The 26,483-nt window shown below is 46.5% G+C and carries 23 protein-coding genes; 11 read left to right on the plus strand and 12 right to left on the minus strand.

Going from position 1 to position 26,483, the window contains the following annotated elements; translation table 11 throughout:
- The first annotated feature begins 10 nt into the window (after positions 1-10).
- Positions 11-448: a helix-turn-helix domain-containing protein gene (locus C1N53_RS09245; protein ID WP_137759032.1), complete on the plus strand. Its 438-nt coding sequence runs from the start codon at positions 11-13 to the stop codon at positions 446-448.
- A gap of 770 nt (positions 449-1,218) precedes the next feature.
- Complete coding sequence (treF, locus tag C1N53_RS09255) at positions 1,219-2,754, plus strand: alpha,alpha-trehalase TreF (RefSeq protein WP_137759034.1); 1,536 nt, start codon at positions 1,219-1,221, stop codon at positions 2,752-2,754.
- A gap of 191 nt (positions 2,755-2,945) precedes the next feature.
- Here the strand turns inward: treF and C1N53_RS09260 are convergent, their stop codons facing one another.
- The 4 genes from C1N53_RS09260 to C1N53_RS09275 form a co-directional block, all read right to left on the minus strand.
- Positions 2,946-3,863: a DUF5996 family protein gene (locus tag C1N53_RS09260; RefSeq protein ID WP_137759035.1), complete on the minus strand. Its 918-nt coding sequence runs from the start codon at positions 3,861-3,863 to the stop codon at positions 2,946-2,948.
- Between the two features lie 450 nt (positions 3,864-4,313).
- A complete protein-coding gene (locus C1N53_RS09265; protein WP_137759036.1) occupies positions 4,314-5,528 on the minus strand; it encodes a hypothetical protein in 1,215 nt (404 codons plus the stop codon).
- 155 nt (positions 5,529-5,683) lie between these two features.
- The gene (locus C1N53_RS09270) at positions 5,684-6,772 is read right to left on the minus strand and encodes a DUF3616 domain-containing protein (RefSeq protein WP_137759037.1); all 1,089 of its coding nucleotides are present in this window, start codon (positions 6,770-6,772) and stop codon (positions 5,684-5,686) included.
- Positions 6,773-6,863: 91 nt separating this feature from the next.
- The gene (locus C1N53_RS09275) at positions 6,864-7,331 is read right to left on the minus strand and encodes a LexA family transcriptional regulator (protein ID WP_137759038.1); all 468 of its coding nucleotides are present in this window, start codon (positions 7,329-7,331) and stop codon (positions 6,864-6,866) included.
- A 120-nt stretch (positions 7,332-7,451) separates the two neighbouring features.
- Between C1N53_RS09275 and C1N53_RS09280 the strand changes: the two genes are divergently transcribed.
- The 6 genes from C1N53_RS09280 to C1N53_RS09305 all read left to right on the plus strand — a co-directional run bounded on the left by C1N53_RS09280 (position 7,452) and on the right by C1N53_RS09305 (position 13,267).
- Positions 7,452-8,354: a DUF4393 domain-containing protein gene (locus C1N53_RS09280; RefSeq protein ID WP_137759039.1), complete on the plus strand. Its 903-nt coding sequence runs from the start codon at positions 7,452-7,454 to the stop codon at positions 8,352-8,354.
- Between the two features lie 141 nt (positions 8,355-8,495).
- Positions 8,496-8,906 carry a spore germination protein GerW family protein gene (locus C1N53_RS09285; RefSeq protein ID WP_206077636.1) on the plus strand — a complete coding sequence of 137 codons (411 nt, stop codon included), beginning with the start codon at positions 8,496-8,498 and terminating at the stop codon, positions 8,904-8,906.
- Between the two features lie 197 nt (positions 8,907-9,103).
- Positions 9,104-10,606: a hypothetical protein gene (locus C1N53_RS09290; RefSeq protein WP_137759040.1), complete on the plus strand. Its 1,503-nt coding sequence runs from the start codon at positions 9,104-9,106 to the stop codon at positions 10,604-10,606.
- A gap of 90 nt (positions 10,607-10,696) precedes the next feature.
- Positions 10,697-11,206, plus strand: coding sequence for an OmpA family protein (locus tag C1N53_RS09295; RefSeq protein ID WP_137759041.1), 510 nt, complete (start codon positions 10,697-10,699; stop codon positions 11,204-11,206).
- 214 nt (positions 11,207-11,420) lie between these two features.
- On the plus strand, positions 11,421-12,326 hold the full coding sequence (locus C1N53_RS09300; protein ID WP_137759042.1) for an NmrA/HSCARG family protein: 906 nt from the start codon (positions 11,421-11,423) through the stop codon (positions 12,324-12,326).
- Positions 12,327-12,430: 104 nt separating this feature from the next.
- Positions 12,431-13,267, plus strand: a complete 837-nt coding sequence (locus tag C1N53_RS09305) for an alpha/beta fold hydrolase (protein ID WP_137759043.1) — start codon at positions 12,431-12,433, stop codon at positions 13,265-13,267.
- Positions 13,268-13,332: 65 nt separating this feature from the next.
- Here the strand turns inward: C1N53_RS09305 and C1N53_RS09310 are convergent, their stop codons facing one another.
- A complete protein-coding gene (locus C1N53_RS09310; protein ID WP_137759044.1) occupies positions 13,333-13,962 on the minus strand; it encodes a DUF4403 family protein in 630 nt (209 codons plus the stop codon).
- 257 nt (positions 13,963-14,219) lie between these two features.
- Positions 14,220-14,918 (minus strand): hypothetical protein, encoded by a 699-nt coding sequence (locus C1N53_RS09315; RefSeq protein ID WP_137759045.1) that lies wholly within the window; start codon positions 14,916-14,918, stop codon positions 14,220-14,222.
- Between the two features lie 333 nt (positions 14,919-15,251).
- Between C1N53_RS09315 and C1N53_RS09320 the strand changes: the two genes are divergently transcribed.
- Positions 15,252-15,917, plus strand: a complete 666-nt coding sequence (locus C1N53_RS09320) for a hypothetical protein (RefSeq protein ID WP_137759046.1) — start codon at positions 15,252-15,254, stop codon at positions 15,915-15,917.
- Between the two features lie 100 nt (positions 15,918-16,017).
- On the opposite strand, the gene C1N53_RS09325 is transcribed toward C1N53_RS09320, so the two are convergent.
- From C1N53_RS09325 to C1N53_RS09340, 4 genes are all read right to left on the minus strand, one after another.
- On the minus strand, positions 16,018-17,235 hold the full coding sequence (locus C1N53_RS09325; RefSeq protein ID WP_137759047.1) for a PQQ-dependent sugar dehydrogenase: 1,218 nt from the start codon (positions 17,233-17,235) through the stop codon (positions 16,018-16,020).
- A 380-nt stretch (positions 17,236-17,615) separates the two neighbouring features.
- Positions 17,616-17,807: a hypothetical protein gene (locus tag C1N53_RS09330; protein WP_137759048.1), complete on the minus strand. Its 192-nt coding sequence runs from the start codon at positions 17,805-17,807 to the stop codon at positions 17,616-17,618.
- A 59-nt stretch (positions 17,808-17,866) separates the two neighbouring features.
- Positions 17,867-18,175, minus strand: a complete 309-nt coding sequence (locus tag C1N53_RS09335; protein ID WP_137759049.1) for a hypothetical protein — start codon at positions 18,173-18,175, stop codon at positions 17,867-17,869.
- Between the two features lie 240 nt (positions 18,176-18,415).
- The gene (locus C1N53_RS09340) at positions 18,416-20,164 is read right to left on the minus strand and encodes an ABC transporter ATP-binding protein (protein WP_137759050.1); all 1,749 of its coding nucleotides are present in this window, start codon (positions 20,162-20,164) and stop codon (positions 18,416-18,418) included.
- Positions 20,165-20,586: 422 nt separating this feature from the next.
- Here C1N53_RS09340 and C1N53_RS09345 point away from each other — a divergent pair, with 422 nt between their 5' ends.
- On the plus strand, positions 20,587-20,925 hold the full coding sequence (locus C1N53_RS09345) for a hypothetical protein (protein ID WP_137759051.1): 339 nt from the start codon (positions 20,587-20,589) through the stop codon (positions 20,923-20,925).
- Between the two features lie 110 nt (positions 20,926-21,035).
- Here C1N53_RS09345 and C1N53_RS09350 read toward each other — a convergent pair whose 3' ends face one another.
- Both C1N53_RS09350 and C1N53_RS09355 read right to left on the minus strand, forming a co-directional pair.
- The gene (locus C1N53_RS09350) at positions 21,036-21,830 is read right to left on the minus strand and encodes an alpha/beta hydrolase (protein WP_137759052.1); all 795 of its coding nucleotides are present in this window, start codon (positions 21,828-21,830) and stop codon (positions 21,036-21,038) included.
- A gap of 331 nt (positions 21,831-22,161) precedes the next feature.
- Complete coding sequence (locus C1N53_RS09355; protein WP_137759053.1) at positions 22,162-23,412, minus strand: hypothetical protein; 1,251 nt, start codon at positions 23,410-23,412, stop codon at positions 22,162-22,164.
- A gap of 480 nt (positions 23,413-23,892) precedes the next feature.
- On the opposite strand from C1N53_RS09355, the gene C1N53_RS09360 reads away from it, so the two are divergent.
- Positions 23,893-26,445, plus strand: coding sequence for a T9SS type A sorting domain-containing protein (locus C1N53_RS09360; protein WP_137759054.1), 2,553 nt, complete (start codon positions 23,893-23,895; stop codon positions 26,443-26,445).
- The last annotated feature ends 38 nt before the right edge of the window (positions 26,446-26,483 follow it).

Genomic DNA, 26,483 nt, shown 5'->3' on the forward strand with positions numbered 1-26,483 from the left:
TATTTGATACATGGAAACGACTATGAAACCGGTGCACATCGGAAAAAAAATCAGCCGCATCCGGGAGCTTCGCGGAATTAAGCAGGAAAGCCTTGCCCACGAGCTGGGCGTGAGCCAGCAAACGGTGTCGCGCATTGAGGCAAGCGAGGCGGTAGAGGAAGAGACTTTGGCAAAAATTGCGAAAGTGCTGGATGTTAATCCCGAAGCTATAAAAAATTATAGCGATGATGCTGTTGTCAATTTCTTTAATACGTTTAATGACACTACAATTAGTGGCCCATCATTCAATAATCACTGCTCTATAGCTTTCAATCCGATTGAAAAGTTAATGGATGTAATGGAGGAAAACAAAAAGCTCTACGAGCGGTTACTGCAGAGTGAAAAGGAGAAATTACAGTTCGAGCGGGAGAAGGTGGAATTGATGGAGCGGCTGCTGAAGAAAGAGTAAGTTTGTTGTTTGTTTTATCGGTTTTTCATCTGTTCTGCGCCGCCAGGTGCTCCCTAACAGCAGGAATAATTTTCTGAACGGGTAAGTAGATGGTAAATGGGGTGAAGGGCAAGGTTTGTCGGTTATAATTGCAAAGTTTCAATAAGCAGATTTACAAAATTATACGGGTATCATGTTGATTGAAATCCCGTACGTAGCATCCTGCATTCGGTATCATGTACACCGTATTGTGTAATCGGGAATATGTAGGGACAGGTCGCGACCTGTCCCTACAATGAATCTTGCAATGAATTCGTGCAATGGGGGGAGTAATTTCAATATATTATGAGCTTTTTTAGATCCACAATTCCGGGTGGGGCTCGTATATTTTAGAATGGCGCATCCGGAACGAAAGCGAAACAGGTTAAGCGGGTATGATTATAGCAGCGAAGGGCTGTATTTTGTAACGTCGTGTGTTCAGGATCGGGTACATGCTTTTGGAAAGGTGATTGTGGGCAAAATGCGCTTAAACAAATATGGGCTAATCCCCTTGCTGGCGCGAGCTTGCAGCTCGTGCCTTTTCGTCACCAAATAGCTATACCTTCAGCTAAAGTAACAGTACGCGCTCCTAGCTCGCACTAACATGGCACGCTTTGATTGCCTGAAGCATGAAAGCACGAGCTGCAAACTCACACTAGCGGAGGGAGCACTATACCACGCCAATAGCTTTAAAAATGAAAATATATTAACTTAAAAGCTGGTAATGCGTGAATAATGAAAAACGAAAATAAATGAGAGCTATAGAGCCCCCACAGATTTACAGCGTCGTTCCGGCCATTTTACCACCCGATCAGTTATTCGGACCTCTATTTCACGATGTGCAGATGAATCATGTTTTCCCTGATTCCATCACGTTTGCAGACTGTTTTCCCAAGCGTGCCCCGGAAGAAATTCTAAGTTTATATGAAATCGAAAAGCATAAGAAGGATTTCGATCTGGGGAATTTTGTTGATGAGTATTTTGAGATTCCCTCTCCTATAAAAACTGATTATGAAAGTAACCAGCAACTGCCGGTTACGGAGCATATAAAACAACTGTGGCCTCTGCTAACGCGCTCCTCACAAACGAATTGCTCTATGTTGCCTGTCCCCAGATCCTACATCGTTCCTGGCGGAAGGTTTAGAGGCTTGTATTACTGGGACAGCTACTTTACCATTTTAGGCCTGCAATGTGCCGGGGAGCATGAACTGATCAGGGACATGGTAGAAAATTTTGCTCATTTAATTGATGCCTATGGCCATATTCCGAATGCAAACCGAAGTTATTACCTGACACGTTCACAGCCTCCGTTTTTTGCCCGGATGATACGGCTGCTTGCTGAAATTGATGGACCGGATGCATTGACGCAATACCTTCCCCACATGCAAAAAGAATATAATTACTGGATGGACGGGTACTTTCGCCTTTCGGAAAAGGAGACTTGTTTTCGCAGAGTAATCCGGCTCCCAGATGGCAGTATTTTGAACCGTTACTGGGACGACCTTCCGGCCCCTCGTCCTGAATCGTATGTGGAGGATGTTGAAATGGCCCATCATGCAGCCTCGGATGGCGTGGAGCCCGGAACACTTTACCGGCATATAAGGGCTGCCTGTGAATCTGGCTGGGACTTTACCTGCCGTTGGTTCAGAGAAGAGACCAATATGGAAACTATTCACACAACCGATATAGTACCTGTCGATCTAAACTGCCTGCTGTACGATCTTGAAGTAACTCTATCGGAAGCGTATGCGCACAGCTCTTTTTCTGAGCCTTCTTCTTATTTCCTCCAAAAGGCAGAGAAGCGTAAAAAGGCCATGCTCAAGTACTTCTGGAATGAGGACAGGGGATTTTACATGGATTATGATTCAGAATCGAACAAGTCCACTACTATCCTATCGCTGGCAGGGGTATTTCCGCTGTTTTTCAAAATTGCCGGCAAAGAACAGGCACAGCAGGTGCACGAACAGATCGTCAGCAGTTTCTTGAAAAAGGGTGGCGTCGTTTCTTCTCTCCACGAGAGTGGCCAGCAATGGGATTATCCGAACGGCTGGGCCCCGCTGCAGTACATGACATATGTGGGGCTTCGAAATTATGTCTTTGATGATACCGCTGAAGAATTAAAAAGGCGATGGATTGCCCTAAACGACCAGGTTTTTAAAGCAACCGGCAAGATGATGGAAAAATACAATGTGGTAGACCCCGACTCGGAAGCCGGAGGAGGAGAATACCCAAACCAGGATGGCTTTGGCTGGACGAACGGCATCTATCTCTGGATGATAAATAATTAATGATCAAGAACAGGATAGCAGCACAAATGCTTCATGGGTAATTGCTTCGCATCATGCCTTGCCAAGTGCACTTTATCTTCCGGGACGGAGAAAAAACCCGAGCGTGCTGCTGAAGGAGCTGATAACTTATACTTTCAAGCAAAGCAAAAAAACATAGCCGAGTGTTAGCTGTATTTTTAGCAGCCAGCCAGCTACGGCTTCGACATATCTAGCTCCAGGGCTTCCCGGTCCCACTCCGCCAGATCGGCGGCGGCGCTGTAGGTGCTGTGCAGGAACTGGAGCAGCGCTTTTTCAGGATCTTCGGCCTGTCGAACGGCATCGTAGGGCAGGATGAACTCGCCCAGTTCGGGGTGGTAAAAGGCAGCTTCGGGTTCTACGGGAGCCTCTTTAAAGCCTGCCGGCTCCGGATAGGCGTAGGAGTAGAAAGCGGGGTAGTTTACAGGCTCACTGCCCGGCCAGAAACCGCAGCTGCTCACCTCGTGCGAGTAGGCTTCCTGCGCCACCCAATCCGGCAGGTTAGGCACACCGCCAGGGTGTTTGGGAGCTCTTCTGCCCGAAAACCTGGTAACGGCCAGGTCGGCGGCTCCCCAAAAAAAATGCACCGGGCTGCACTTGCCCTTAAACCCGGCCCTGAATTTCTGGAAAACGTTTTGCATTTCCAGCAGTGCCCGGTGCAGAGCAGCGGCGTGTTCGGCATGATAAGTGTTGTGGGTGTAGTCTTGGTCGAACGGAATGGAATCTATCAGCTCACACGGCGTTTTGTTAATTTCAGCTTTTATCTGCAATTCCTCCAGGCCCTGCAGCACCTTTTTGTAAAAGTCGGCCACCGAAATGCCCTGCAACTGAAACTGCCGATGCTGCCCCAGATGGTTCCGAATCTTCAGCTTGTGGTCCACAAAATCAAAATCAATCTGAAAATGGTTGTTACCATCGGTGATGCCGGAGGTACTGAGACCAGTGGGGGTTACCTGCAGCGTAACATGCCAAGAGTGGTTGAGCCAGGGCATTTTACTTAGTTTTATCTTTCCCACGACCTGTGTCCATAGGTGTATGGTTTCGTAAGTGGGTTTTGCTTCTGCATAGGATAGTACAGGCCAGCTTGATTTCATAATATTCTTATTAAATTACTGAAATTAAGTGGTTTACGTATGTTAGCCAGACAATGGTGTTATTTATTGGAAGAAATCAATATCCTTTTGTAGCATAAAAATTATAGTTTGCTGTAGCAGGAATTGCAGAAGAAAATTAAAAGACAAAGCTGGCGAAAAGAGCTGCTGTAAGGTTACAAAACCTGCAGCCGTTCTTTTCGCCAGCCTTCTTCTATTGGCAATATCTTACAGCTACTGTTCTACCTGCAAAACCAGGTTATACCAGTGCTTTCCCAGATTAAGCATCATGAAACTCTATTCCTTTTTAGAGCAATATCAGATTCTAATTATAATTTTCTAACCTGACCGTGAACGAGTGCTCTTCTAAACCATTTTTAGATTTGTAAGGGATAAAGTACACCGGAGGATCATTCCTAATTCTAGATTTCTGATTTCTAATTTTGATGAGTACTAGTGGCTTTCGTTTGTTTCAAAGCCCAGTACAGCAAGTCGAACAGGTCTGTCTGATACCTTGTGCTTCGTTACTTTTGTAAAATCACTTAGACTAACCTGGTGTACTTCGCCTGTGGCAGGTAACGCGATATAAGCATACTTTGAGGTAGCCTCCAGCACAGGCTTAAACGTTTCGCTCGAAGCGACAGAACTTATGACAGAACCTTCCTTCTTCAGCGTTCCGGATGCCAGGTCATAAATTCTGAGTTTACCATCCAGAGTAAGTATCAAAAGGTTATTGCCAGCATAGTCGACTTTACACTGATATGAGTCGCTTCCTTCGTAGATCGGTGTGATACGGTTACCTGCCAGATCAATAAAATATGCTCCTTTTGTGGCTCCATAGCCTATAAACTTTTTGGCTTCCTGGGCATACAGGATAGTTCCAAGTCGTACAGCCCCGAATCCGTCCGGATTCGCAATCACGCGCTGCTCCCCGTTCTGTTTTACCACCAGTACGCCACCTGTGGTAGCCTGAGGTGTTGTAAAGCTACCGAACACGGCTGTTTCGCCATCGGTGGCATTACCGTGTATGTTGGCAACCTCTATAGGAGAGGCATGTACTAAACCACCACTTCTATTGATAATCCGAACCCTGCCCCTGCTCTCTGTTATGGCATAGGTGCCGTTGCTAAATTGCGCCATGGCGCCATGATGTGGTGTCAGACCGGCATTAATTACTCCAAAAGTAGCGCCCGGTGTGTTAAAGCTAGCCTCATTAGCCACACTTAAGGTGCCTTGTCCGTCGTTAAAAATAACTGACTCGGTGCCTTTGCTTTTAAAGTGGGCCGGTGTTAATCCGTTTGCTGTAATGGCTGCCCATTTAGCAGATCCTTTTACATCCACATGATCTACGTGGTGCTCCAGGCCAGTATCAAAAACCTGTACAAAGTTATTGCTGCCATATATTACAGCGGCATAGCGCCCGGAGGCGGTAGCAAACAGGTTGCCCATCGGATATTGAGTGTCAAATGTGCTGATGGCAGCATCAGAGGGATTCAGTTGTGTCAGTTTTGTCGACACCTCGTCTGTCACAAGCACACGTACATAGTTAAACTCTTTTTCCGATTCCGCAGCAATCGGCTCCGGTTCTTCATCTTTCTGACAGGATGTGAAAACAAGTGCCGCAAGAAGACCCACAGCTAATTTTCGAAAGGTAACACTGTAATTCATAGAATAGTGGATTATTATATATGTAACAATGTTGCAAATATAGACACTCAATTCAATTTTGCAACACTATTGCATATATTAAAATCTTTAATGTTACTGTGCCTTCTCTTTTCCACACAACTATACTATCCGCACATCTGGCACTCATAACATACCTATTCCCCTAGCCGCAACACGTCTGCCTGCACATCGTTCTCGCCCACAACACGTGCATCCGTCGGGCTATCGAACACCACCAGCACCCGCTGATCATCGAGTATGGCAAGTCCTTCCGCTTTGTCTTTCCCGGTGTTCTCGCCGGTGCCGTGCGGTACCTCGCGCAGGCGCTCCAGTTCCTTGTTATGCACCACCTGCTCCCCCTGCTTGCTCAGTGCATCGGGCCAGCGGTAGATGGCAATCACACCGTCCAGATCCATGGTGGGCCCGGCAAGCAGGTAAATGTCATTCCCGGAAATGCGCAGCTCCCGTATACCTTTGCCCCGCAGGTTCAGAAAATGCTTCCGGTAAGGTTTCTCATTTGTCAGCTGCTTTAGGTGCAGAATACCGGTTTCGTCTTCCTCAGGCTCTACTTCCAGCACAATGGCCCAGCCTCTGAGCACCGGCCCACGCAGCCCTATAAAGAGGCGGCTGCCGTGTGCGGCCAGTCCTTCTATGTCAAACCCGTTGTCTTTGCCGGGTATGTTCATAAAAGGTGCTATATGCTCATCCTGTCCCATCAATTCTGTTAATAGATTGCTGGTTTTGCCGCCCCGCACCTGGCCAGCACGCAGCACTTTTCCGGGCTGGTCGGGGTGCTCCACTTCTTTGTATAAGGTATACTCCCCTATTGCCCGATCCTGTAAAACAGGAATGCGTGCCAGCAGGTAGCGATTCGGGTCACTCCTGACTTTTGCCAGGGACTTGATTTGTTTGGTGACAGAATCATGCCGTTTGGGCTTCTTTCGTTTTAAGCTGTGGGAGCCAACAAGCCAAAGGTAATGATCATCCATTCCCATGGCCTCTATGTCGATTTCGCTATTGTCCTGTGCAGGCAGATCCAGGTATGCATGCACATCAAAAGAGTGGTGTTTGCCAAAAGAGCCGTCGGGTAAACGGGTAAGACGCTCAATGGTGGTGCGTTCATCACAACTCAACCACAGGTTATCGCCAAGAAGCATGGCGGTAGAAAGGCCTTCACGCACATGTTTGCCTTCGGCATTCAGGCTCAAATCCGGTGAAAAACAAAGTTTAATCTGATCGTTCATGCAGTATGCTATATTATTCCTACAAAATCTAAAAATCATTAAAACAGCTGCTGCAGTATATCCTTTCCAATTCAGCAGGTTCTTATCCCCGCTATTGCTCTTCAGCCTTTAAAATGATAAAGGTAACAACTCCGAGAACCTGCATGCGCATAGATTCCGTCACCTCTATGGCAGGATAGGCAGCGTTGGCGGCTTCCAGAAATAACCTGCCGTCTCTTTTGCGGATAGTCTTTACGGTAAAATTATTTTCAAGGTAGCAGACAGCAATACGGCCATTTTCAGGTTCCAGCAGCCGATCTATTAACAGAATAGCGCCATCCTTGATGTTTGCATCCTCCATGGAATTTCCACGCACCTTCAGCATATATGTATCAGCGGGATTCCTCACCAGGAACTCATTCAAATTTATACGCTCGTCTAGGTAATCTTCGGCCAGCGAAGGAAAACCAGCCGATATGCTGGAGGCATAGTAAGGCACCTTCAGTATGTCAAACGCTTCGATCTGGTACAGCTCATGTCCTTCATCACGAAGTAAATAAATAATAGTGTTTTGTTTCATAGCTTAACTTTTACTAATAATTTTAGTATACAATACTAGTAAATACTAACTTTATTAGCAAATATAAATTCAATTCCTTCTTTAAATAGTCAAACAATATTATCAAAGCCCTCTACCACTATGTTAGACAAATTTTTAGATAAGATACCTACTGACAAAATTTACGAAGAGCTTCTGCAGCCAAGCTTCAAAAATGTGGGAGAAGCTTTAGGAACCCTGTTCAGCATGGGAAACCTGATCCTGCTTCCCTTGAAGCTTCATGAGCAGAAAGCCAGAATGAAGTTTGATGCGAACCTGAAGCGGTTTGCTAAAAAGTTAGAGGAAAGTGAGGCTGAAGACATCTGCGAAGTGCCACCATATGTAGGTTTACCCATTTTAGACAAACTCACTTATTTAGACCAGCACGAGCTATCAGAAGCTTTTATCAATTTGCTTACAAAAGCATCCACAAAGGCGACTATTCACCTGGCGCATCCTTCTTTTATAAACACCCTGGGCAACCTCTGTGCCGACGAAGCCAGGATCCTGTTTCATTATAAGCAGGCAGAAAGTATACCCAGAATGGACCTGTACATTCATAAGCATAGCTTAACAGGCCAAAACCCTGTTCTTCCTTTTCATGCAGAGCTAAGGCCCCTGGAGGGAGAGCAAAGCGTTAACCTGGCACAGGAGGTGCACATAAAAGTGGCCTGGAACCTGACAGGTATAGAAACTTTCGTGAAGCTGGACTTCCCTGAGAATGTGGACGTGTACACGGAGAACCTGGAAAAGCTCGGCATTATAGCACTTGAAACAGAGGTACTACTGAAAAAGGACTTGGATACGTTCCAACAATTGGAGCAGGATATTTACCAAGCCAACATTCTGAAAAGCCAGAAGTGGGTAGATAGCCTTAACCAGAAACACCCGGACGTGCTTTACAGCCTGTATCCTAAAAAAGGATATTACTACTTTACAGCCTATGGCAAAATGTTTATGAAAGCCTGTATAAAAGAACTCAACGAAACCGGCGAAAAGAGTTAGTACTCTCTTAGCCCCCCGTCGAAGGGTTACAATTTGCAGCTGCGCAGGGAGGCTTTTCCTGTGTACGGAAACTGGTGCGCAACGTCCGTTACAGACAGTCGTACCTATAGTTTAAAATTAAATGCTGGCAAATATCCAACTATGGAAGACAACAATAAACCTTTAAATGCTGCTGCCCCCACATTTGTGGAACGGCTGGCCGAAAAGCTGGGCATGGCAGCTGAAAGCTCTACCATTTATGGGGAGCCGGTAGAACGGGAGGGCATTACAATTATTCCTGTTTCTAAAGCTATGTATGGTTTTGGCGGGGGTGGTGGCGGTGGCGCCAAAGCAGATGAGGCAGGCGCTGGCAGTGGCGGCGGCGGCGGCATGGCAGTAACCCCAGTAGGCTATATTGAGATAAAACAGGGAAGCACCCGCTTTCGCCCCATCCGCGACCCGCAAACGGTGGTAAAAGTAGTTGCCATCGGAAGTCTGGCGCTATTGCTAACCACAAAGAGCATTGTGGAAATATTCAAAAACAAGAAAATCGTAAAGCTTTTGAAGAAGTGAAATTCTGCTATCCCGGATAAGCAGCCAGGCGGCCATAAGGTTAAGCTTCACTTCCCGCCTGCTCCATAATTTCCGGATACCAGAAACACGACCAGTAGCTTAATTCCCCCCAATCTGGTTTGTAATTGATTTCGTAAGTAGACATGAGCTTTTACCCGCTGGTGCATCTGGATTGCTTATCACTTAGCCAAGCCTTCATGTCTGAAAGAAATCACTTAAAATATGAATCTGGATACAGCCAGTTCGTGAAGAAGTACCTGCAGGTGATCAGCAACTACAAGTACCTCTTCATGGGCTCTCTTCTACTATTCTTGTTCCTGGCATTTTTGTATCAGCAGAGAGCAAGTAGAAGCTACCGGATTACAACTGAGCTTGTGCTTTCTCATGTAGAAGATATAGCTGGTAAAGGTACCGGAGTAACTTCTGAAATCAGTTCGGATGCACAGGATAACAGGGCTGAATTATTAAAATCGAAAAGCCTGATATGGAGAGCAGTTGCCAGTATGGGGGTTCCGCTGAAATACTCCACCAATACGCTGCTGGGAAGCACAGAAGTATATGGCTACTATTTACCCATCCGTATTATTATTCTACAGCCCCATGCCAACATCCGGCATCTGTCGCTACAGGTTGGCATAATGGACCAACAAAAATTTATACTGGAGGAAAACGGAAAAGAGACTCTCCATACGTTTGGAGAAAGCATTTCTACAAGCTTTGCAACGCTGAAAGTAAAACCTGGACCTGCTTTCAACGGACAGGCTCAGTTAATTCAGGTAGATTACCAAGATATTAATTCCCTGGCCGAGGACTTCCGGCAGCATTTATCTGTAGCTGTCAGTGATCACGAACCTTACAAAGTTTCGCTAAGCCTGGTAGAAACTTCACCTGAAAAAGGAAGAGACTTTCTTGAAAAGTTATGTTTTGCATACCTGCAAGAGACCAGGTTAAATGAAAGACCTTTGAGAACAGCCGTAAAAGTAATTGATGCGCAACTGGCTCAATTAGATCATGAGATTCTGGTACTCGACAGCCTGACAGCAATACATCAACCCCTGCGCCACACGCAAAAGAATACTGAAGCTGCAGTTATAACAGGATCTCTTCCCCAGACGAAACAGCTGCATATTCTGAATGCCCTGAAGCCCTATATCAAAAGGCCGGTTCATGAATACACGCTTATACCTGCTGGTTTTGGGCTTCAGGATACGGCCTTGCAAAACCTGATATTGGAGTACAATAGCAGGCAAGAGGCCAAACAGCTGCTTCTAAAGTCTAACAACACCAACTCCCCTCTGGTGGCAGACAGTAATAAGAGATTAGCCGCGCTGCAACATGATTTAACAGCTAAAATAACCACCCTCGAAAAAGACTTATCCGGTAACAATAAAAAGCAGGCAGAACCTGGACCTGAAGCAATTAATGATATAAATGAAAGGCTGCTGACCGATTTAAAGCGACATAGTAAGATAAACCTTTACAGCCGTTTGCTGGAGAAGCGGGAGGAAATAATTTCCAGTATTTCGACGCTTGAAGAGCAGGTGGCAGCTTTACAAGCGCCTGCAACATCGGTATTACCAATTAAGGCAAAAGCTTTCTTCATTTACCTGTTAGCTGCCATTCTGGGGCTAAGCCTGCCACTGCTGATTACAAATCCCACGCTGCTAAAGTTAATGCATCAACAATACGTTACTAAATAATCACTGCTAAATCCAATCTCATAAAATGATTCGTATGTATGCCCATCAAGTACATTTTAACTGGAGCATATTGTATAACATGTAAATCTGATGACAATGAACAAGCATGATTTGAAAAAAGTATTTTTACTTGTGGGTGGCGGCATACTGGCATGCAGCAACTATGCCTTTCAAACAGGACCGACAGTTAAAGCTGATCCTGTAACACCTGTAGCTTATGCTGCTTCTCCTGTAAAAGAAGTCGCTCCACCAGCCATGGCAGACTTATCTGAAGTTAAAGTACAAAACGTACTTTTTGATTTTGATAAATCCACCATACGCCCCGAATCTTATGAAGAGCTGGATCGGGTGGCCGAATTACTTATAGCTAATAATGCTGCCTTAAAGCTTGGTGGCCACGCCGATAATATTGGGGAGTATGTGTATAACTGGAAGTTATCTAAGTCGAGGGCTGACGCTGTAAAAGCTTATCTGGTAAAAAAGGGAGCTGATGAAACACGTATTGCAGCAACGGAGTTTGGCGATACGGTTCCCATTGCCTCTAATAAAACAGCAGAGGGGCGGCAAAAAAACAGGCGCGTTGAAATTGAATTTAACTAGAAGCCGGTCAATCAATTTTTCTAGTTGTTTTATAAACCTTACCTATTGCACAGCTCCTGCTCCGCTTGCCCCTGCAGCTCATAATCCGAGCTGGAATGCAGTAATCCGTCTCGCGTAGCTTATAATCCGGCCTGCGTTCCCTGCCGGGCCGGGCCTGATGCTAATTTTGTGTATCAAAATTATTATATCATAACTACTTATACACAAAATAAACATGAAAAAGCAAAGAATCGTTGTTTGCGGTGCTACTGGTAACCAGGGAAGTGCCGTGGTTAAAAGCTTGTTACAAAACACAGATTTTAAGGTAACAGCTTTAACACGTAAACCTCAATCGCAGGCAGCCCGACAGTTACACTCTCTGGGAGCTGAAATAGAGGAAGCAGATTTGCTGAACGAACAGTCACTCCTGCACGCCTTTACCGGAGCCGATGGGGTTTTCGGGATTACACAACCCTGGTCTTCCGATTATAAAAAATGCGATACGGCCAAAGAAATCAGGCAAGGCAAAAATATTGCCTCGGCAAGCAAAATGGCCGGTGTTCAGCACCTGGTGTTCAGTTCTGTGCTGAATCTTACCAATACTGCCACAGGCGTTTCCCATGCCGATAGCAAACTGGAAATGGAGCAATATATCAAGACGCAGTCTCTGCCGTATACCATTGTCCGCTGTTCCCAGTTTATGGAAAATATCGGCTCGGACTTTTTTCCGGTAAAAAAAGGAGTGGTTAAAGGCTTTGTAGATGCCGATGCCAAAGTGCCTTATGTATCGTGCCAGGATATAGGAAAATTTATCGCGCTGGCTTTTGCACAACCAGAAAAATATCTGAGCAGAACCATTAACCTGGTAGGCGACTTTATTTCGGGTACTGAACTGGCGCAGCTCTTAGGGCAACTACGAACCGGGGAGCAGTTTACATATAAGTCGGCGCCTAAACTATTGCTGCGGCTTTTTGCCCCTGAATTTTATACGATGCGCGTCTTGTTCGAAAAGAACGGCCGGGCACCATACCCGCAGGAAGTAACGCAGGCCTTACATGCAGCCAAAGAAAATTTACCGGACACTATATCAATACAGGCACATTTACAGGCTGCTGGCTTTGCGACTAAGGTATTGTCGTGAGTACAATATGGTTAACCTTGCCACTCGCTAAACATTTAGGTTTTACATCAAGTAAAGGATAGAGCTTATTGATTTTATTTTTTAACCAACTAAATAAACTTATTATGCCTTTTATTGAAACCGAAGACATCCAGCGAGGAGAAAATGTATACCTGAATTACCAGGACTATGGCGACGGACAGCCTGTAATCCTGATACACGGCTGGCCACTTAGCCACAAGATGTGGGAGAACCAGGTGCAGGCAATCGTTGATGCCGGCTTCCGCTGCATTGCCTACGACCGCCGTGGCTTTGGCGACTCCGACCGCCCCTGGCTTAACTATGATTATACTTCGCTGGCACAAGACCTGCGCACCCTGATCGAGCAACTTAACCTGCGGGATTGTGTGCTGGTGGGTTTCTCAATGGGAGGCGGCGAAGTGGTGCGTTACCTTTCTATGTTCGGCAACGACCGGGTGGCCAAGGCAGTACTTGTCAGCTCGATCATTCCTATTGTGAAAAAGACAAACGACAACCCGAACGGTGTGCCGGAAGAAAAGCTGAACGAGATTATGGAAGCGCTCAAGACCAAACGGGTAACTTTTCTGGCGGAATTCGGCAAGCAGTTCTACAACTACAGCGACAACAAAGATACTGTTAGTGAAGAGCAACTGAAGTATGACTGGGGTATTGCCTCCGGTGCCTCGCCACGCGCTACGATTGAAACAGCAAAAGCCTGGGCTAATACCGACTTCCGTTCAGAATTGCGCAATGTAAACGTGCCTACCCTGATCGTGCATGGAGACGCGGACCAGATTGTACCTATCGAAACCAGCAGCGAACAATCGTCCAAAGCAATCCGGAACAACAGGTATGTTAAAATAGAGGGTGCACCGCATGGCTTGTTCCTGACACACAAGGAAAAGCTGAACAGTGCGCTCCTGGATTTCCTGCGTCAGTAAGAGACAACGGGTAACAAAATCCCGGCGGGTTCCGGAAACCCGTCGGGATTTTAATGTCGCTCCGGCTAATTCGTTGCTTCTTTCGGCGGTAAAAGGCTAGCCAGGTAATATACGGCTACTTCCAGGTTTGCCTGAGCTTCCACTCGTAGCGAAAGACCATTGGCCTGCGGGCTTATGTCCTGTATTCCCACCGCTTCTACAGCACCTTTCAGCCGCAGCCCTTTCAGTTCGAGGCCCTGCGCCAGTTGCTGATTCACTTTATCCAGTTCCGGCCCGATAATCTCCTTCAAATTCACTCTCGCCTTCTGGATGATCTGATTATAGGCTACTTTGTTAACCAGCACCTGCAGCGCCGTATTGTAAAACCCACTGGATGTATGCGACTCCATGGTAAACTGCCGCACATAAACCTGCTGCGAAGCATTATCATAGGCTAAGGCAACCGAGGCATATAAATCTACTTTATCCCGCTTTAGCACCGTGCGCAATATTTTCAGTTGCACCCGTAGCAGAAGGTTATAGGCACCGGCACTGCTTCCCGCTATGCCTACACCTAACACCTGGGCATAAGGAGTAGCGGCTGTACCGTCTTCAGGTTTGGGAATATACTCTCCCACCAACTGTTGTTGTAGCACGGTTTCCAGGGCGGCATAAGAAACAGAAAGGGGGATATTCAGTTTTATCGGACTTTCCATAAGGTAGCGTATAGGCAGCAAACAGGTATGAGCTGCTGTTGTTACAGTCATAAGGGCTGGAGCCGGCAAATAAGCACGAAGCGTGGGATGGCAGCAGCAAGCCGCTTAAAGTTAAGCAGAGAAGCATGCCGAGGCAAATCTGATTCCGCCATAACTTCAGAATAGTACACTATTTTGTTTCAGGAGAAGAAAGGATATCTAAAACAAAAACAGCCGCTACTACATGCAGCGGCTGCTTTCAGAATGATTACTGCAGCTTAATAGGCATCTGCATCACCTCTGTATCGGTCGGAAGATCGCCAGTCATTTCTACGTCTGTCATCGCGGTCGTAGCTGCGCTCGTCTCTGGAGCCGTAACCACCGAAGTTGCCGGAGGATTGGCCCTGCTGCCCGGTTCTGTAGCCGAACTCGTCTCTATAGCTTCTTTCTCCGTAGCCCTTGTCATTTCCGTAGTTGCGCCTGTCGGAATAGTTGGGTTGGTCATATTCGCGGCTGTAGCCCGACCTGCTCATGCTCCCACTGCGGAAGCCATCGTTACGGCTTTGGGATTGGTAGCCGGAGCCATCATACTGGCGCTGGTTACCTTGCCTTTCTATGTCGCGGTCGCTTTTGTACCTGCCCATATTGCCGCGGTAATCGCCCTGGTTATCCCTGTAGTTATCTCGGCCGGAGTTGTTGTAATAGCTTCGGCTTCTGTCGTTGTTATTGCCTGTATAATCGGAGCGGTCTCTGAAGCTGTCTTCGTCTCTTCTTAATCGCTGATAGGTATCTTCCATATCGTTCCCTTCGTGGTAACTTCTGGGCATCCGGTCACGGCTATAGTCTGCATTGCCTCTGCTACGCTCGTAGTTGCGCTCAAACTCGCTGGTCAGATTTCTGGCACTGTGGTAATGGTCGTCGTTGTTATAGCCGTCGTAGTAGCCATAATCTTCGCGATCTCTGTCTCTTCTGTTCATAGTTTATCAGGTTTGTTCAAAGAATAAGTTTCGCTTTATGTTATAAACGACTCTCAGGCAGCATGGTTTAATTCTGCAAATAAGCGCGCACAGACCAACATGATAATCTATTAGTCTTTCATAGTGTAAAAAGACACCTGAAATGAACCTCATTTAACCATAATACTGTTAGATGCTTTTGCTGCTATAGCAGATCTTTTTAAATTTCAAAAGCAATAATTTACCAATGGCAGGGTTTAACAGGTTAGTAAAGGTGGTTTTACCAGCGTAAGTACCTGCCGGATTATCCGTAACAAAAACACTAAAATTGATTACAAACTAAATTTTTCAACTATGAAGGCATTCTTTTTCTCCGTCGCTCTTTTGTGTTCTGCCACATTTGTACAGGCACAGAATAACAAAGCAGAAAAAGCTCCTGCAGCCAATACCAAGCTAGAAAAGCAATACGAAAGCCTGAAAAGCAACTCCAATACCTGGCAGGGCTATAAGGTGGTAAACATTAATACGCTGGAGTCTTTCTGGAAAAGCGTACAGGAAACAGTAGCTGCCAAAGACCAGAAGCTAAACAATTTTGAAGCAGAGGCCGAAGCCAAACTACAGGAAGCCCGAAAAGATGTAGCAGGGCAACAGCAGCAACTGCAAACTATGCAAAATGAGATAAAGCAAAAGGAAGCGGATATTCAGCAGAGCATGCACGACATCACCCATATTTCGGTGCTGGGCATAGATGTACCCAAACAACTGTACATTATCCTGAACAGTGGCATTATTCTGGCCTTGCTGATTGCGCTGGGCGTTATAGCGGTGCAGCACAAGAGCAGCAAAAGTGTGGCTACCGAAAAGCGCAAAGCTTACGACCAGGTAGCCCAGGAGCTGAACGACTATATGAAGAATGCCCGGGAGCGGGAACTGAAAATCAAACGTGAGCTTCAAACAGAACGAAACCTGGTGGAAGAACTGCAGCAACAACTTTCTACCGTTAAAAAGCAGCAGGTGTAATAGCTACCAGGTATACATCAAAACAGGAAGTCCCGGTTTGCTCTGGAGCAAACCGGGACTTCCTGTTTTGATTGCCTGTTGCACTTAGGCAGAGACTGGTTTATTTTTTAGCAATACGGTATAGCCTGCCCTGGTCGGTAATAGCATATAAGGCACCGTCTTTGCCCTGAGTAATGTCGCGGAAGCGCTGGCGTTCCTCGGTCAGCAAACGTTCTTCGCCTGTTACACGGTTGTTTTCCAGCACCAGCCGTACAATGTGCATTCCACTGAGGGCACTGATAAAGAGATTGTTCTTCCATTCAGGAATCTGGTTGCCCGCATAAAACGTCATTCCGCTGGGCGATACAGAAGGATCCCAATAGTAGACAGGCTGCTCCAGGCCTTGCTGCTGCTGTTTGTTTTCTCCTATCTTATTGCCGCCATATTCGATCCCATAGGTAATCAGCGGCCATCCGTAATTCTTGCCAGCCTCAATTCGGTTCAGTTCATCTCCACCCCGGGGGCCGAACTCGTTTTCCCATAAATCGCCGGTCTCCGGGTGAAAAGCCAACCCTTGCACATTGCGGTGTCCGTATGAATAAATTTCTGGTCGGGCTCCCTGTGTTTTGGCGTATGGATTGTTTGCTGCTGGCTTGCCCTCAGTTGTAATCCGGATAATTTTGCCCAGGCCCGACTCCAGCGACTGTGCCTGTGGCCGTGTTTCGAGGTCGGAGCGTTCGCCGGTGCTTACGAGCAGGTTGCCCTGGCGATCGAACAGAATACGACCACCATAGTGCAGGTTGCCTTTATAGGCAGGTGTAGCGCGGTAAATAACGGTTGCACCTTCCACTTTTTTTTCGTCGGAAGAAAGTTTACCCTTGGCTACTGCCGTCAGGTTACCATCGTTTCCAGGCTCTGAAAATACCCAATATACCATCCGGTTCTTACTGAAGTTCGGATCAAGGGCAATACCCAGTAACCCTCCCTGGCCCGATTGGTGCACCGCAGGTAAACCAGTAATTGGTTCGCTCACTTTTCCATCCTGGGTTACGATGCGCAGGTTTCCGGCTTTTTCAGTCAGGATCAGGCGTCCGTCTGGTAAACTGGTAATGCCCCAGGGTAGTTTCAGCGAGCTGGTTACCACCTTGCCTTCGTAGCTGGCAGTAGTTTTTACACCCGCCACACGGGTTTGCCCGGCAAAAGAAGGAGTGTTTTCAGGTGAATTAGCAGTTTTAGTTTCAACAGCAGGCAATCCGCCACTGTGCTGCGAAAAGGCAACAGGACAGGCACTAAACACCAGCGCTACCGCAGTGGTGCAAACTGAAAGGGTTTTTATCATAGTGAAAAGAATTATATATCCGTAAATAGCAGTGTGTATTCCCGATTAAATGATCAATAAAAAGAATAACAGCTCCAAAACTACGAAGATGTAGGCTTAATAGCATTTTTATAGCTGTAACAATACGTACAAAGATAACTATTTGTGGCGAGGAGAAGCTGCTGAAAAAAAGGTAGCACCAGACCTGGCACTACCTGTAGCAAATCCTGCTATTTAAACAGAACAGCCGCTACAAACTGCAGCGGCTGTTTTTATGACTAAAGAGGAAGCAATGCCTGCTTCGTACTCTTTTTAGGCTTATTCTGATAAAAAAGCATTAGCACTGGTTGTGCAGGCAATCAGCCCATCACAGGACTAACACCACAGAGATTGCTCTCTGGTTAGCCTTTTTTACCGAGGTAGATGCTGTAGCCTACTAATCCTGCTGCAGCAGCTAGCAATAAATATTGCTTCTGCTTAACAGGCAGCTTTTTATAGAAATCAAGCCCTTTGGTCGGATCATTCATAATTTCTTTTACCTGCGCCGGCTCATCCACAAGGCTTTGAAGTGTTTTTTCGCTGTTGTTTTCCATAGTTAAATGTTTTAATGTTTTATTCTAGATACGTTCTTAAAGCTTAATAGATGTATTGTTTAGCGGCGGGATATAGAGAAAGCGATGTATAGCACCAGTACCACACCACCCAAGCGGTCTATGCGCGCCATTACTTTGCTGGTCTCTTCGTGCCAGCGTACATCCGACAGATGCCCCACCACATAGCTGGTAACCACTCCTACTGCCACACCTCCGAATGCCAGCAGCCAGCCAATTACCTCTGTCGCCACATCATACAATACAATACCGCACATAACTATCAGGATGCACAGAAACATGCGCAACCGGAAAATCAGCTTCTTATCGATGTGCTGTTTGGGAAGCCTCTGCTTGTGTACATTTTTCAATGAAATAAAATTTTAATTACGCGCCCTGGTAGCTGGCTGCGGTAAGACAAACATGAATCCAATGTAGTTAGCATTTGCACTAACATACGCAAAAGAGTTATTAAGAGCGTTAAAGCCTTAAATTTGTAGCGTTCCCTTTTCGTTTTCAAACTTATAGCCGCCGCCACAAGTGCAGACACTCGCGGGAGCTACGCACGCCGCGAGGTCTTGTGAAGCCTGGGCCGGTAAAGGGCACAGGCTTCAGATCCTGGCCTGGTACGTATACAACTGGTAATACCGCCCCTGCTTCCCGAGCAGTTCCTCGTGCCTGCCCTGTTCCACAATCCGGCCCTGCTCAATTACCAGTATCTGGTCGGCCTGACGGATGGTGCTCAAGCGATGGGCAATGACGAAGGTGGTGCGGCCCTGCATCAGGGTTTTAAGGCTGGCCTGTATCAAACTTTCGCTTTCGGTGTCGAGGTTAGAGGTGGCTTCGTCCAGGATCAGGATGCGCGGATCGGCCAGGATGGCGCGGGCGATGGCAATGCGCTGCCGCTGCCCTCCCGAAAGCTTCACACCCCGCTCCCCGATCAGGGTGTCCAGCCCTTCCGGAAAGCGATTGGTAAACTCCTGCACGTGCGCTGCCTCTACCGCCTGCATAAGTTGTGCTTCGGTGGCCCGGGGGCGCGGGAAAAGAATGTTCTGGCGGATCGTACCTTCAAACAGGAAATCGTCCTGCAGTACCACCCCCAGCTGACTGCGGTAGCTCTGCAAACTGATGCTTTGCAGGTCTTGTCCGTCTACGGTAATAGTACCGCTATCCGGATTCAGAAAAGAAGCAGCCAGACCGGCAATGGTAGTTTTACCCGAGCCAGAGGTACCAACCAGAGCTGTCACTGAACCGGCAGGTGCTTTAAAGCTTACGCCTTTCACCACGTCTTTTCCTGTTTCGTAGGCAAAGGCAACTTTTTCAAAAACAATATCGCCTTGGATATGGTTGAGTTGCAGCGTTCTTTGCCCGGTGGCATCTTCCAGAGGTGTATTAAGGATTTCCTGCGTACGATCAAGGCCGGCAAAGGCTTCGGTAAACTGGCTCCCGATATTGCTCATCTGCAAGATAGGAGCAATCATGAAACCCAGGTATAGCGTAAAGGCTACAAAATCACCATAAGAAAGCTGGTCGCTGATGATTTGATAGGCGCCTATGCCCATAATGCCGGCAGAAGCCAGCCCTAGCAGCAAGGTAGCCGAGGAGGTAACCAGGCTGGTGGTGATCAGGCTCTTTTTCACGTTCAGGAACAGCCGTGTTACACCATCTTCAAAGGTCCTGATCTCCTGCTCCTCCGCATTAAACCCTTTGATCACCCGCACACCACCCAAGGTTTCAGTCAGGCGGCCCGTTACCTCGGCATTAATCACACCCCGCTCTCTGAAGATTGGCCGTATCTTCCCGAAAGCCTTCAGCGAGATCAGCCCGAAAATAACCACCGGGAACAGCACATACAAAGTCATGAGCGGACTGATAACGATGAGCAGCACCAGGCAGATAAGCGAAGTCAGTACGCCACCGATCATCTGGGCAAAGCCAGTACCTACCAGGTTTCGCACACCTTCCACATCCGTCATGATGCGTGATACCAGTTCGCCTGTTTTAGTATTATCGAAAAAGCGGATAGGTAGCTGGATGATATGCCGCTGTACTTTGGCCCGCAGCTGCGAAATCAGGTGCTGTGCCTCCACACTCAGAATCTGCGTTAAGGCAAAAGAGGTAACCGCCTGTATAACAATACCCGCTACCACAGCGCCAAGCAGCCACCAGAGCATGTTCAGGTCGCGGTTCGGAATTACATCGTCGAGCAGGTACTTACTGGCTCCCGGCACTACCAGGCCTGCCAGGCGGCTTATCACGATCAGTACCAGCCCTACGACCAGATATTTTCTTCGGGGCCAGATGATGGTTTTAAAAACCTCCCCTAATGTGACATTCTGAAGCTTTTTTGATTTCGGCATAGGCGTAGCGGAAGCAAGAATTTGAGTGCATCATGTTGTAGAGCCAAGGCTCTTTTGCTGCTTGCGCTGTGAAATTTACTACAAATTAATTTAGCTCCACTTTTTTATCCTCCTGAAAAAGTTCTGATAGCTGCCAGATATTATAAAGTACCGTTAAAATAAAAGCGGCTCCCCCGGTCAGCGGTTTTACATACGATACGTATACCTGTATACGTTAGCAAACAGATGCTATATATTCTTGGTTAAACCATAAGGTGACTCATGAAGCAGTTACTGAAGTTTGAAACGAAAAGGCATACCTAAAAATGGGTATATTTGCTAAAAATATGAACATAGAGCGAAAGATTATTGCTTTATATTTTCATATATATTATTTTTGGAATGTACTTATATTATTTAGAAATATATAAACCTAGCGTCTTATGACACCTATTGTTTTCTTTGCCTGTCATGTAGCCAGTTTTAGTCTTATTAACCTGATATTTTATAAGAGGTATTTCGAGTCGAAGAGCGTAAACGAGTTCCAGATTCTCTTCTACTATGTTCTGATATGTGTGCTGCCTTATACTGTAGGCAATCTGCTGGTTGAGGCCATCCTGCTGTATTACCCTGACTTCCTGCAAATGAATTCATCTGTTACCTATGAATTCAATTTCCTTCCCAAAATACTGTACCACTTATATTTTGCCTATGTCATTTTGTACCTGGTGTTATCTAAAAAAGATATCTACCTGCTGGGCAAGAAGATTTCGCTGGATTAAATTAAGTAGTAGCGCAAGAAAGGCTTACCAAGAGCAGCCACGCATAAAACAGCGAAGCCTGCCGGTCTAAACCGGCAGGCTTCGCTGTTTTAATAGGTAATATAAGTTATTTATACCATTCTGGTAACCGGCTCGGCAGGTGTATCATTTGCCTGCAGCCAGTCATATACATAAGCAGCCACAGCCTCCCAGCCAGGCTCACCACAGATAAAGTGGCTTCTGTCGGGGAACATTTTGTAAGCTGTAACGCTGCCTGCATCGGAATAAGCCTTGTAATTCTTCTCGGTTAGAGAAGCTGGTATAATCTGGTCTTTTTCTCCTGCAATTAAAAGCAGAGGCGGGTGCGCCAGGTCCAGGTCTATTCTACCGGCAGACCCCATACAATCGCGCAGTACGTTCCGGCTATCGTGCGTAGCAAACATTTCAAACGCCATGCGGGCCTGTTCTTCGCTCAAGGTATTGGCAAATGCCCCATGAAAAGTCTCTGCATCCATAAAAATAGGATCATCACCTTTTAAAGGATTGGTTATAATGGCACTGTTTTTAAAGAATCCCCAGTCAAAATCAAGCATAGCATTCGGCGCTACTGAATCTATGGCTACCCCCATATCCAGGTACCCTCTGTTAGCTAGCAACTGCACTACCAGGCCCCCAACGGAATGACCTATCATAACAGGCTTCTCGTCCATATCCAGCACCAGCCTCTCAATAGAAGTAACTACCTCATCCAGGGCAAGCTTTCCTAATCCGGCTGGCGGATTTTGTCTTAAATCAGCAGGTTCTCCCTCGTGCAGGGGCCAGGCAGGAGCAATACAGTTATATCCTTTTTTACTAAAAAATTCTATCCAATTGAGCCAGCTTTTCGGGTTCTGGAACATCCCGTGTACAAAAATGATGGTTTTCATAGTTTTTATTTTTCGTGTCTGCTATATACGATGTATAAACATTTAACAGTTTTTACAATCAGAAACTTTCAATACCGGAATACTTTCCTGCCAGCCAGTTCAAACATCAGCAGAGATTTTCGCGTGCCACTGTTATGCCTCCTATAGCCATTTATAAACCACATATCATAAAAAAAGCCCGGCATAGGCCGGGCTCCTTCAACTACAAAATGTGTCTGATAAACTATACTCTACCACTTCGATTAGTAAATATAAGCTCCTGAATGCAATGAAACCTATTTCTACTATTGTTCTGGTAAAGGCCTTGTACTAGCTTATACCGGACTTAAGGTTAAGCCCAGTTTCTGCCATACATAATGATCTGCTCCAGTTCAGTCTGGAATTTCAGTATATCATCATAAATAGCTTTCAACTCAGGAGTAGCCAGGCTTGCTTTCGCTTCGGCAGCACCGATGTTGTTGGCTATAATGTCGTTATAAGCAGCCATAAACAACGCATGCATCTGGTCCGCCGTTAAGATATGACCTTTCGGCATAGTCTGGTCGGCAATAATATTTCCCAGACGGGCAGCAGCCAGGCGCTGGTTAGGTGTGCCATGGTGGCCGGAAGAAGTAAAGCTGCAATCTCCTATGTTGTAGAACAGCTGCAGGAACTCAGCAGTTTTTTTCCAGTTGTAGGTTGCACCACGCTTATGAGTCAGGTAATAACCTGTAAAGAAATCTGCTTCTAACTCTGTCAGGCGGGTAGCTTCAGGAGTATTTTGCGCCATGCCGGCATACCATCTGCTATAGTTGTTAAACTGCACCTGGTGGCCCCATTCGTGTCCTAAAATACCGGCAAAAGTAACCTGCTCGTCTACTCCGGCATCAGTCATAATTTTTACAATACCGTCGCCAATCACAATCATATCGCCGGAAGTGGCAAAGCCATCAAGAGACAGTAAAGGTGTTGCCTGGAACACTTGGCTTGGCATGATGATATTTTCGATGATAAAATCGGCATTGGCATAGGCCTGTGCAGGCGTTAAGCCAGCAAAGTTTATATACACCGCAGCAATGGCATCTCTGTTCTGCAGGGTGCTGGTATGCTGCCCGATCAGGCTTACTTCATCCGGCATGTTCCAGAAAGACTCCAGGTTGCGCTTATGCTTTGCTGCAAAGTTTGTTAACTGGCCATTCGCTCCGAAATACTGCTTCGAAGTATCCAGGTATGTATACAACTGATTAATGGTGGCCATCAGGTCATACCACTCCCACTCCAGCGCACCAAACTGAAGTGCATACGGATTAATGGCATAATCAAATGGGGTTGGTCCACATTCACTTGGTTCAACTGCGTTTTTGGCAATGGCAGCCTGCAACTGTCCTTTCAGTTCTTTATAGGAGCAGCCTAAAAGATCTCCCGGCAAGGCATTGGCGTTAAAAGCGTACAAATTATTTCCGCTTTGCGCATCTTTAGAAGTTTGTGCTTTAAGGGTAGCTGCAGGGTTAGCCTCTAACAGGTCTTTATCTTTATCGCAGGAAAGAGTGATAAAACCAAGGGCACAGCATAACAAGGCTGTTCTGTAGTTGTTAAATTTCATAAGCTAGAATAATGAATATGGTTTGCGATCCTAAAATAACGAAGAAAGTTTAAACTACAAATAAAATAAATCAAACATTAAGAATATTTACAATAGATTAAGCCAATGTTAACTGGAAAGGATACAATACTCTGCCTTCACTATATAGAAGTCAATTATTCTATTTTAAACCCAATCACCCTTTGTTATCTGTTCTTATTTCCCAGCTGAATGTGCAACAGCTTTCCACTTTTTCAGGATGGAATTTTACAGTTACAGTACTACAGCACGCTTCTAAATCTAAAAAAATAAATTTGTACTTATTGGTGCTATAAAATTTTATCAAGAAGCTTTTTTTTAAACTTAACTCTCTATATTTGTGCTATAAAAGCACACAATAGCACCATCAGAATATATATAACCAAATATAAATGAATAAGTTCTTCTAAACAGGAAGCCTTTACACTTTAGCACTTTTTAAATTTTTAGCCATTAATTCATTTGAAGTACTTTTACCACCTCCGGTTTACAATCTGCTTCGTTGTAACGTTTTTTAGCTTTTGCGCCAAGGCACAGCAGGCAATTTCACAGGCAGAGCCTTTACCTTTCTCTACAAACAGCACCCACATTACCGTCTGGAACGGTGAAAAGTATGTTCCTCTTTTTATTAAAGGCGTGAACATGGGTATAGCCAAACCAGGCACTTATCCAAGTGAGCTGGCTGCCAGCAGAGCCGACTACGGCAGATGGTTTCAACTCATCCGCGATGCAGGCTTTAACACAATAAGGCTCTACACACTGCATTATCCTCATTTTTATGAAGTGCTGGATTCTTTTAATGTGGCTAATCCTACATCGCCTCTCCTGTTTTTTCAGGGGGTATGGCTCGAGGAAGAGGTGCCTGATTACGACGAAGACCTGTATACGCTAACCCCTTATTTCGAAAAGGAAATAGCCGACAATGTGGATTGCGTGCACGGCAACAAAGTGATTGAAAGCAGACTGGGAAAAGCTTACGGCACTTACCGCGTAGACGCTTCCAAATGGCTGATCGGCTACATTATTGGCCGGGAAGTACACCCTCCCGAAGTCATACACACCAACGAACAGCATGCCGCCAACACCTCACACCAGGGCAGGTACTTTTCTATAGCCAATGCAAGTCCGGCAGAAGCCTGGACTACCCGGCACCTGGACTACCTGGTTTCAAAAGAGATGGACAGCTATAAAACTCAGCGCCCGGTAAGTTTCTCCAGCTGGCCTACCCTGGACCCTCTGTCTCACCCAACCGAGCCGAACAGGTATGAGGATATGGCTACCATCGATATCACCGGCATGGACAGGACAAAGGCCGAAGCCGGTTATTTTGCCAGCTACCATGCATATCCGTACTACCCGGATTTTGTGAGCCACGACCCTGCCTATGCCGGCTACTCCGATTACCTGGGCCAGAACAGCTACCTGGGCTATCTGACAGCTTTAAAAGAGCACTATAAAAACATTCCGCTGATTATAGGTGAATATGGAGCACCTTCTAGTTGGGGGGTAGCGCACTATGCTCAAAGTGGCATCCATCATGGCGGAATGGACGAAGAAACGCAGGGAAAAAACAACCTGCGCATGCTCCGCAACATTGAAACTGCCGGAGGAGGCGGCGGTATTCAGTTTGCGCTGATGGATGAGTGGTTTAAGCGCACCTGGGTAACCGACCAGATGGACTTTAACTTGGACAGGCGCATTTTATGGCACAATGTAACCGCTGCAGAACAGAACTTCGGCCTGATCGGGTTCAAAAAGGCCGGTGCTGCTGTGCAGCCCTGGGAGCAGTTTTGCGGCAATTGCCCGGTAAAAGCCATCGAAGCCGGAGCCGACTTTGCTTACCTGAACATGAAGCTGCAGATACAGCAACCACTTGATGTAAACGACACGATCTGGGTTGCCCTTGATACCTATGCCGCCGACCTGGGTGAAAGTGTACTACCAAACGGGAAAGCGGTAAACAACAGGGCTGAATTTGCTCTGATGATTACCAATTACAAAGCTGAATTATATGTAACTGAAGCGTATGATCTTTACGGCATCTGGCACGGCACCTCTTCCGCCAGACAGTTGTATCGTTCTGTTGCCTCTAACGGTGCGCCCTGGTACCTGGTAAGGTGGCGAAACAACAACAACGACCAGGAGGTACAGTATATCGGCAGTATGCGAGTTAATCGCCTGGGCCTGCCTCCTACCTCCATGGATGCTGTTACTCTTCGGGAAAACGCCATCGAAATTAAATTACCCTGGACGCTTCTCAACTTTACCGACCCAAGTTCACTAGCCGTGATGCACGACGAGAGAGCTACGCCAGGTAGAGAAGAAAGAACTTCTGATGGTATTGCTGCCACTGTTCTGTATAAAGGAAACAGCTATGCCACCAATACCCGGTTTAAATGGCAGGGCTGGAACAACACCAGCAACGCTGTGGAGTATACCAAAACCTCTTACGATATTGCAAAACAATACACTGCCACATTGCCAGGCAACCCCATCGCCAGGCAGGATAGCTATACAGTACAGGCAGGGCTTCTGAATGAGGTGAAGGCGAATGAAGGGCTACTGCAGAACGACCTTTCTCTGGACGGAAGCCTGATGGAAGCCGTCATTGACAAAAATCCTAAACATGGCCAGCTGGTACTGAACAGAGACGGAAGCTTTGTATATGTGCCCGAAGAAGGAAAGACCGGAGAAGTAACCTTCTCCTATAGCGTCATTGCCGGCACTCATCATTCAGAGCCTGTAACGGTACGGCTTCTGGTGGAAGGCACTCCACTGGGGAACGGCTTTGCAATGATCTACCCGAATCCTACAGACCGGGAAATGAACATTGAATCGAAAGCTGTGATAGACAGAATGGAGTTTTACAATAACCTGGGGATTCTTGTTTTCTCCCGTGCCATCAACACCAAGGCAATACGTTTTAACCTGGAGCACCTGCCGGCGGGAATGTATTTCGTAAAACTTTACTCCGGCAAAGAAAGCCTGACCAGGAAAGTAGTGCTGGTAAAATAGCTATCAGGAATTCATCCGCATTTACTGCCGGTATAGGA

The sequence above is a fragment of the Pontibacter sp. SGAir0037 genome (assembly GCF_005491705.1).
Lineage (GTDB): Bacteria > Bacteroidota > Bacteroidia > Cytophagales > Hymenobacteraceae > Pontibacter.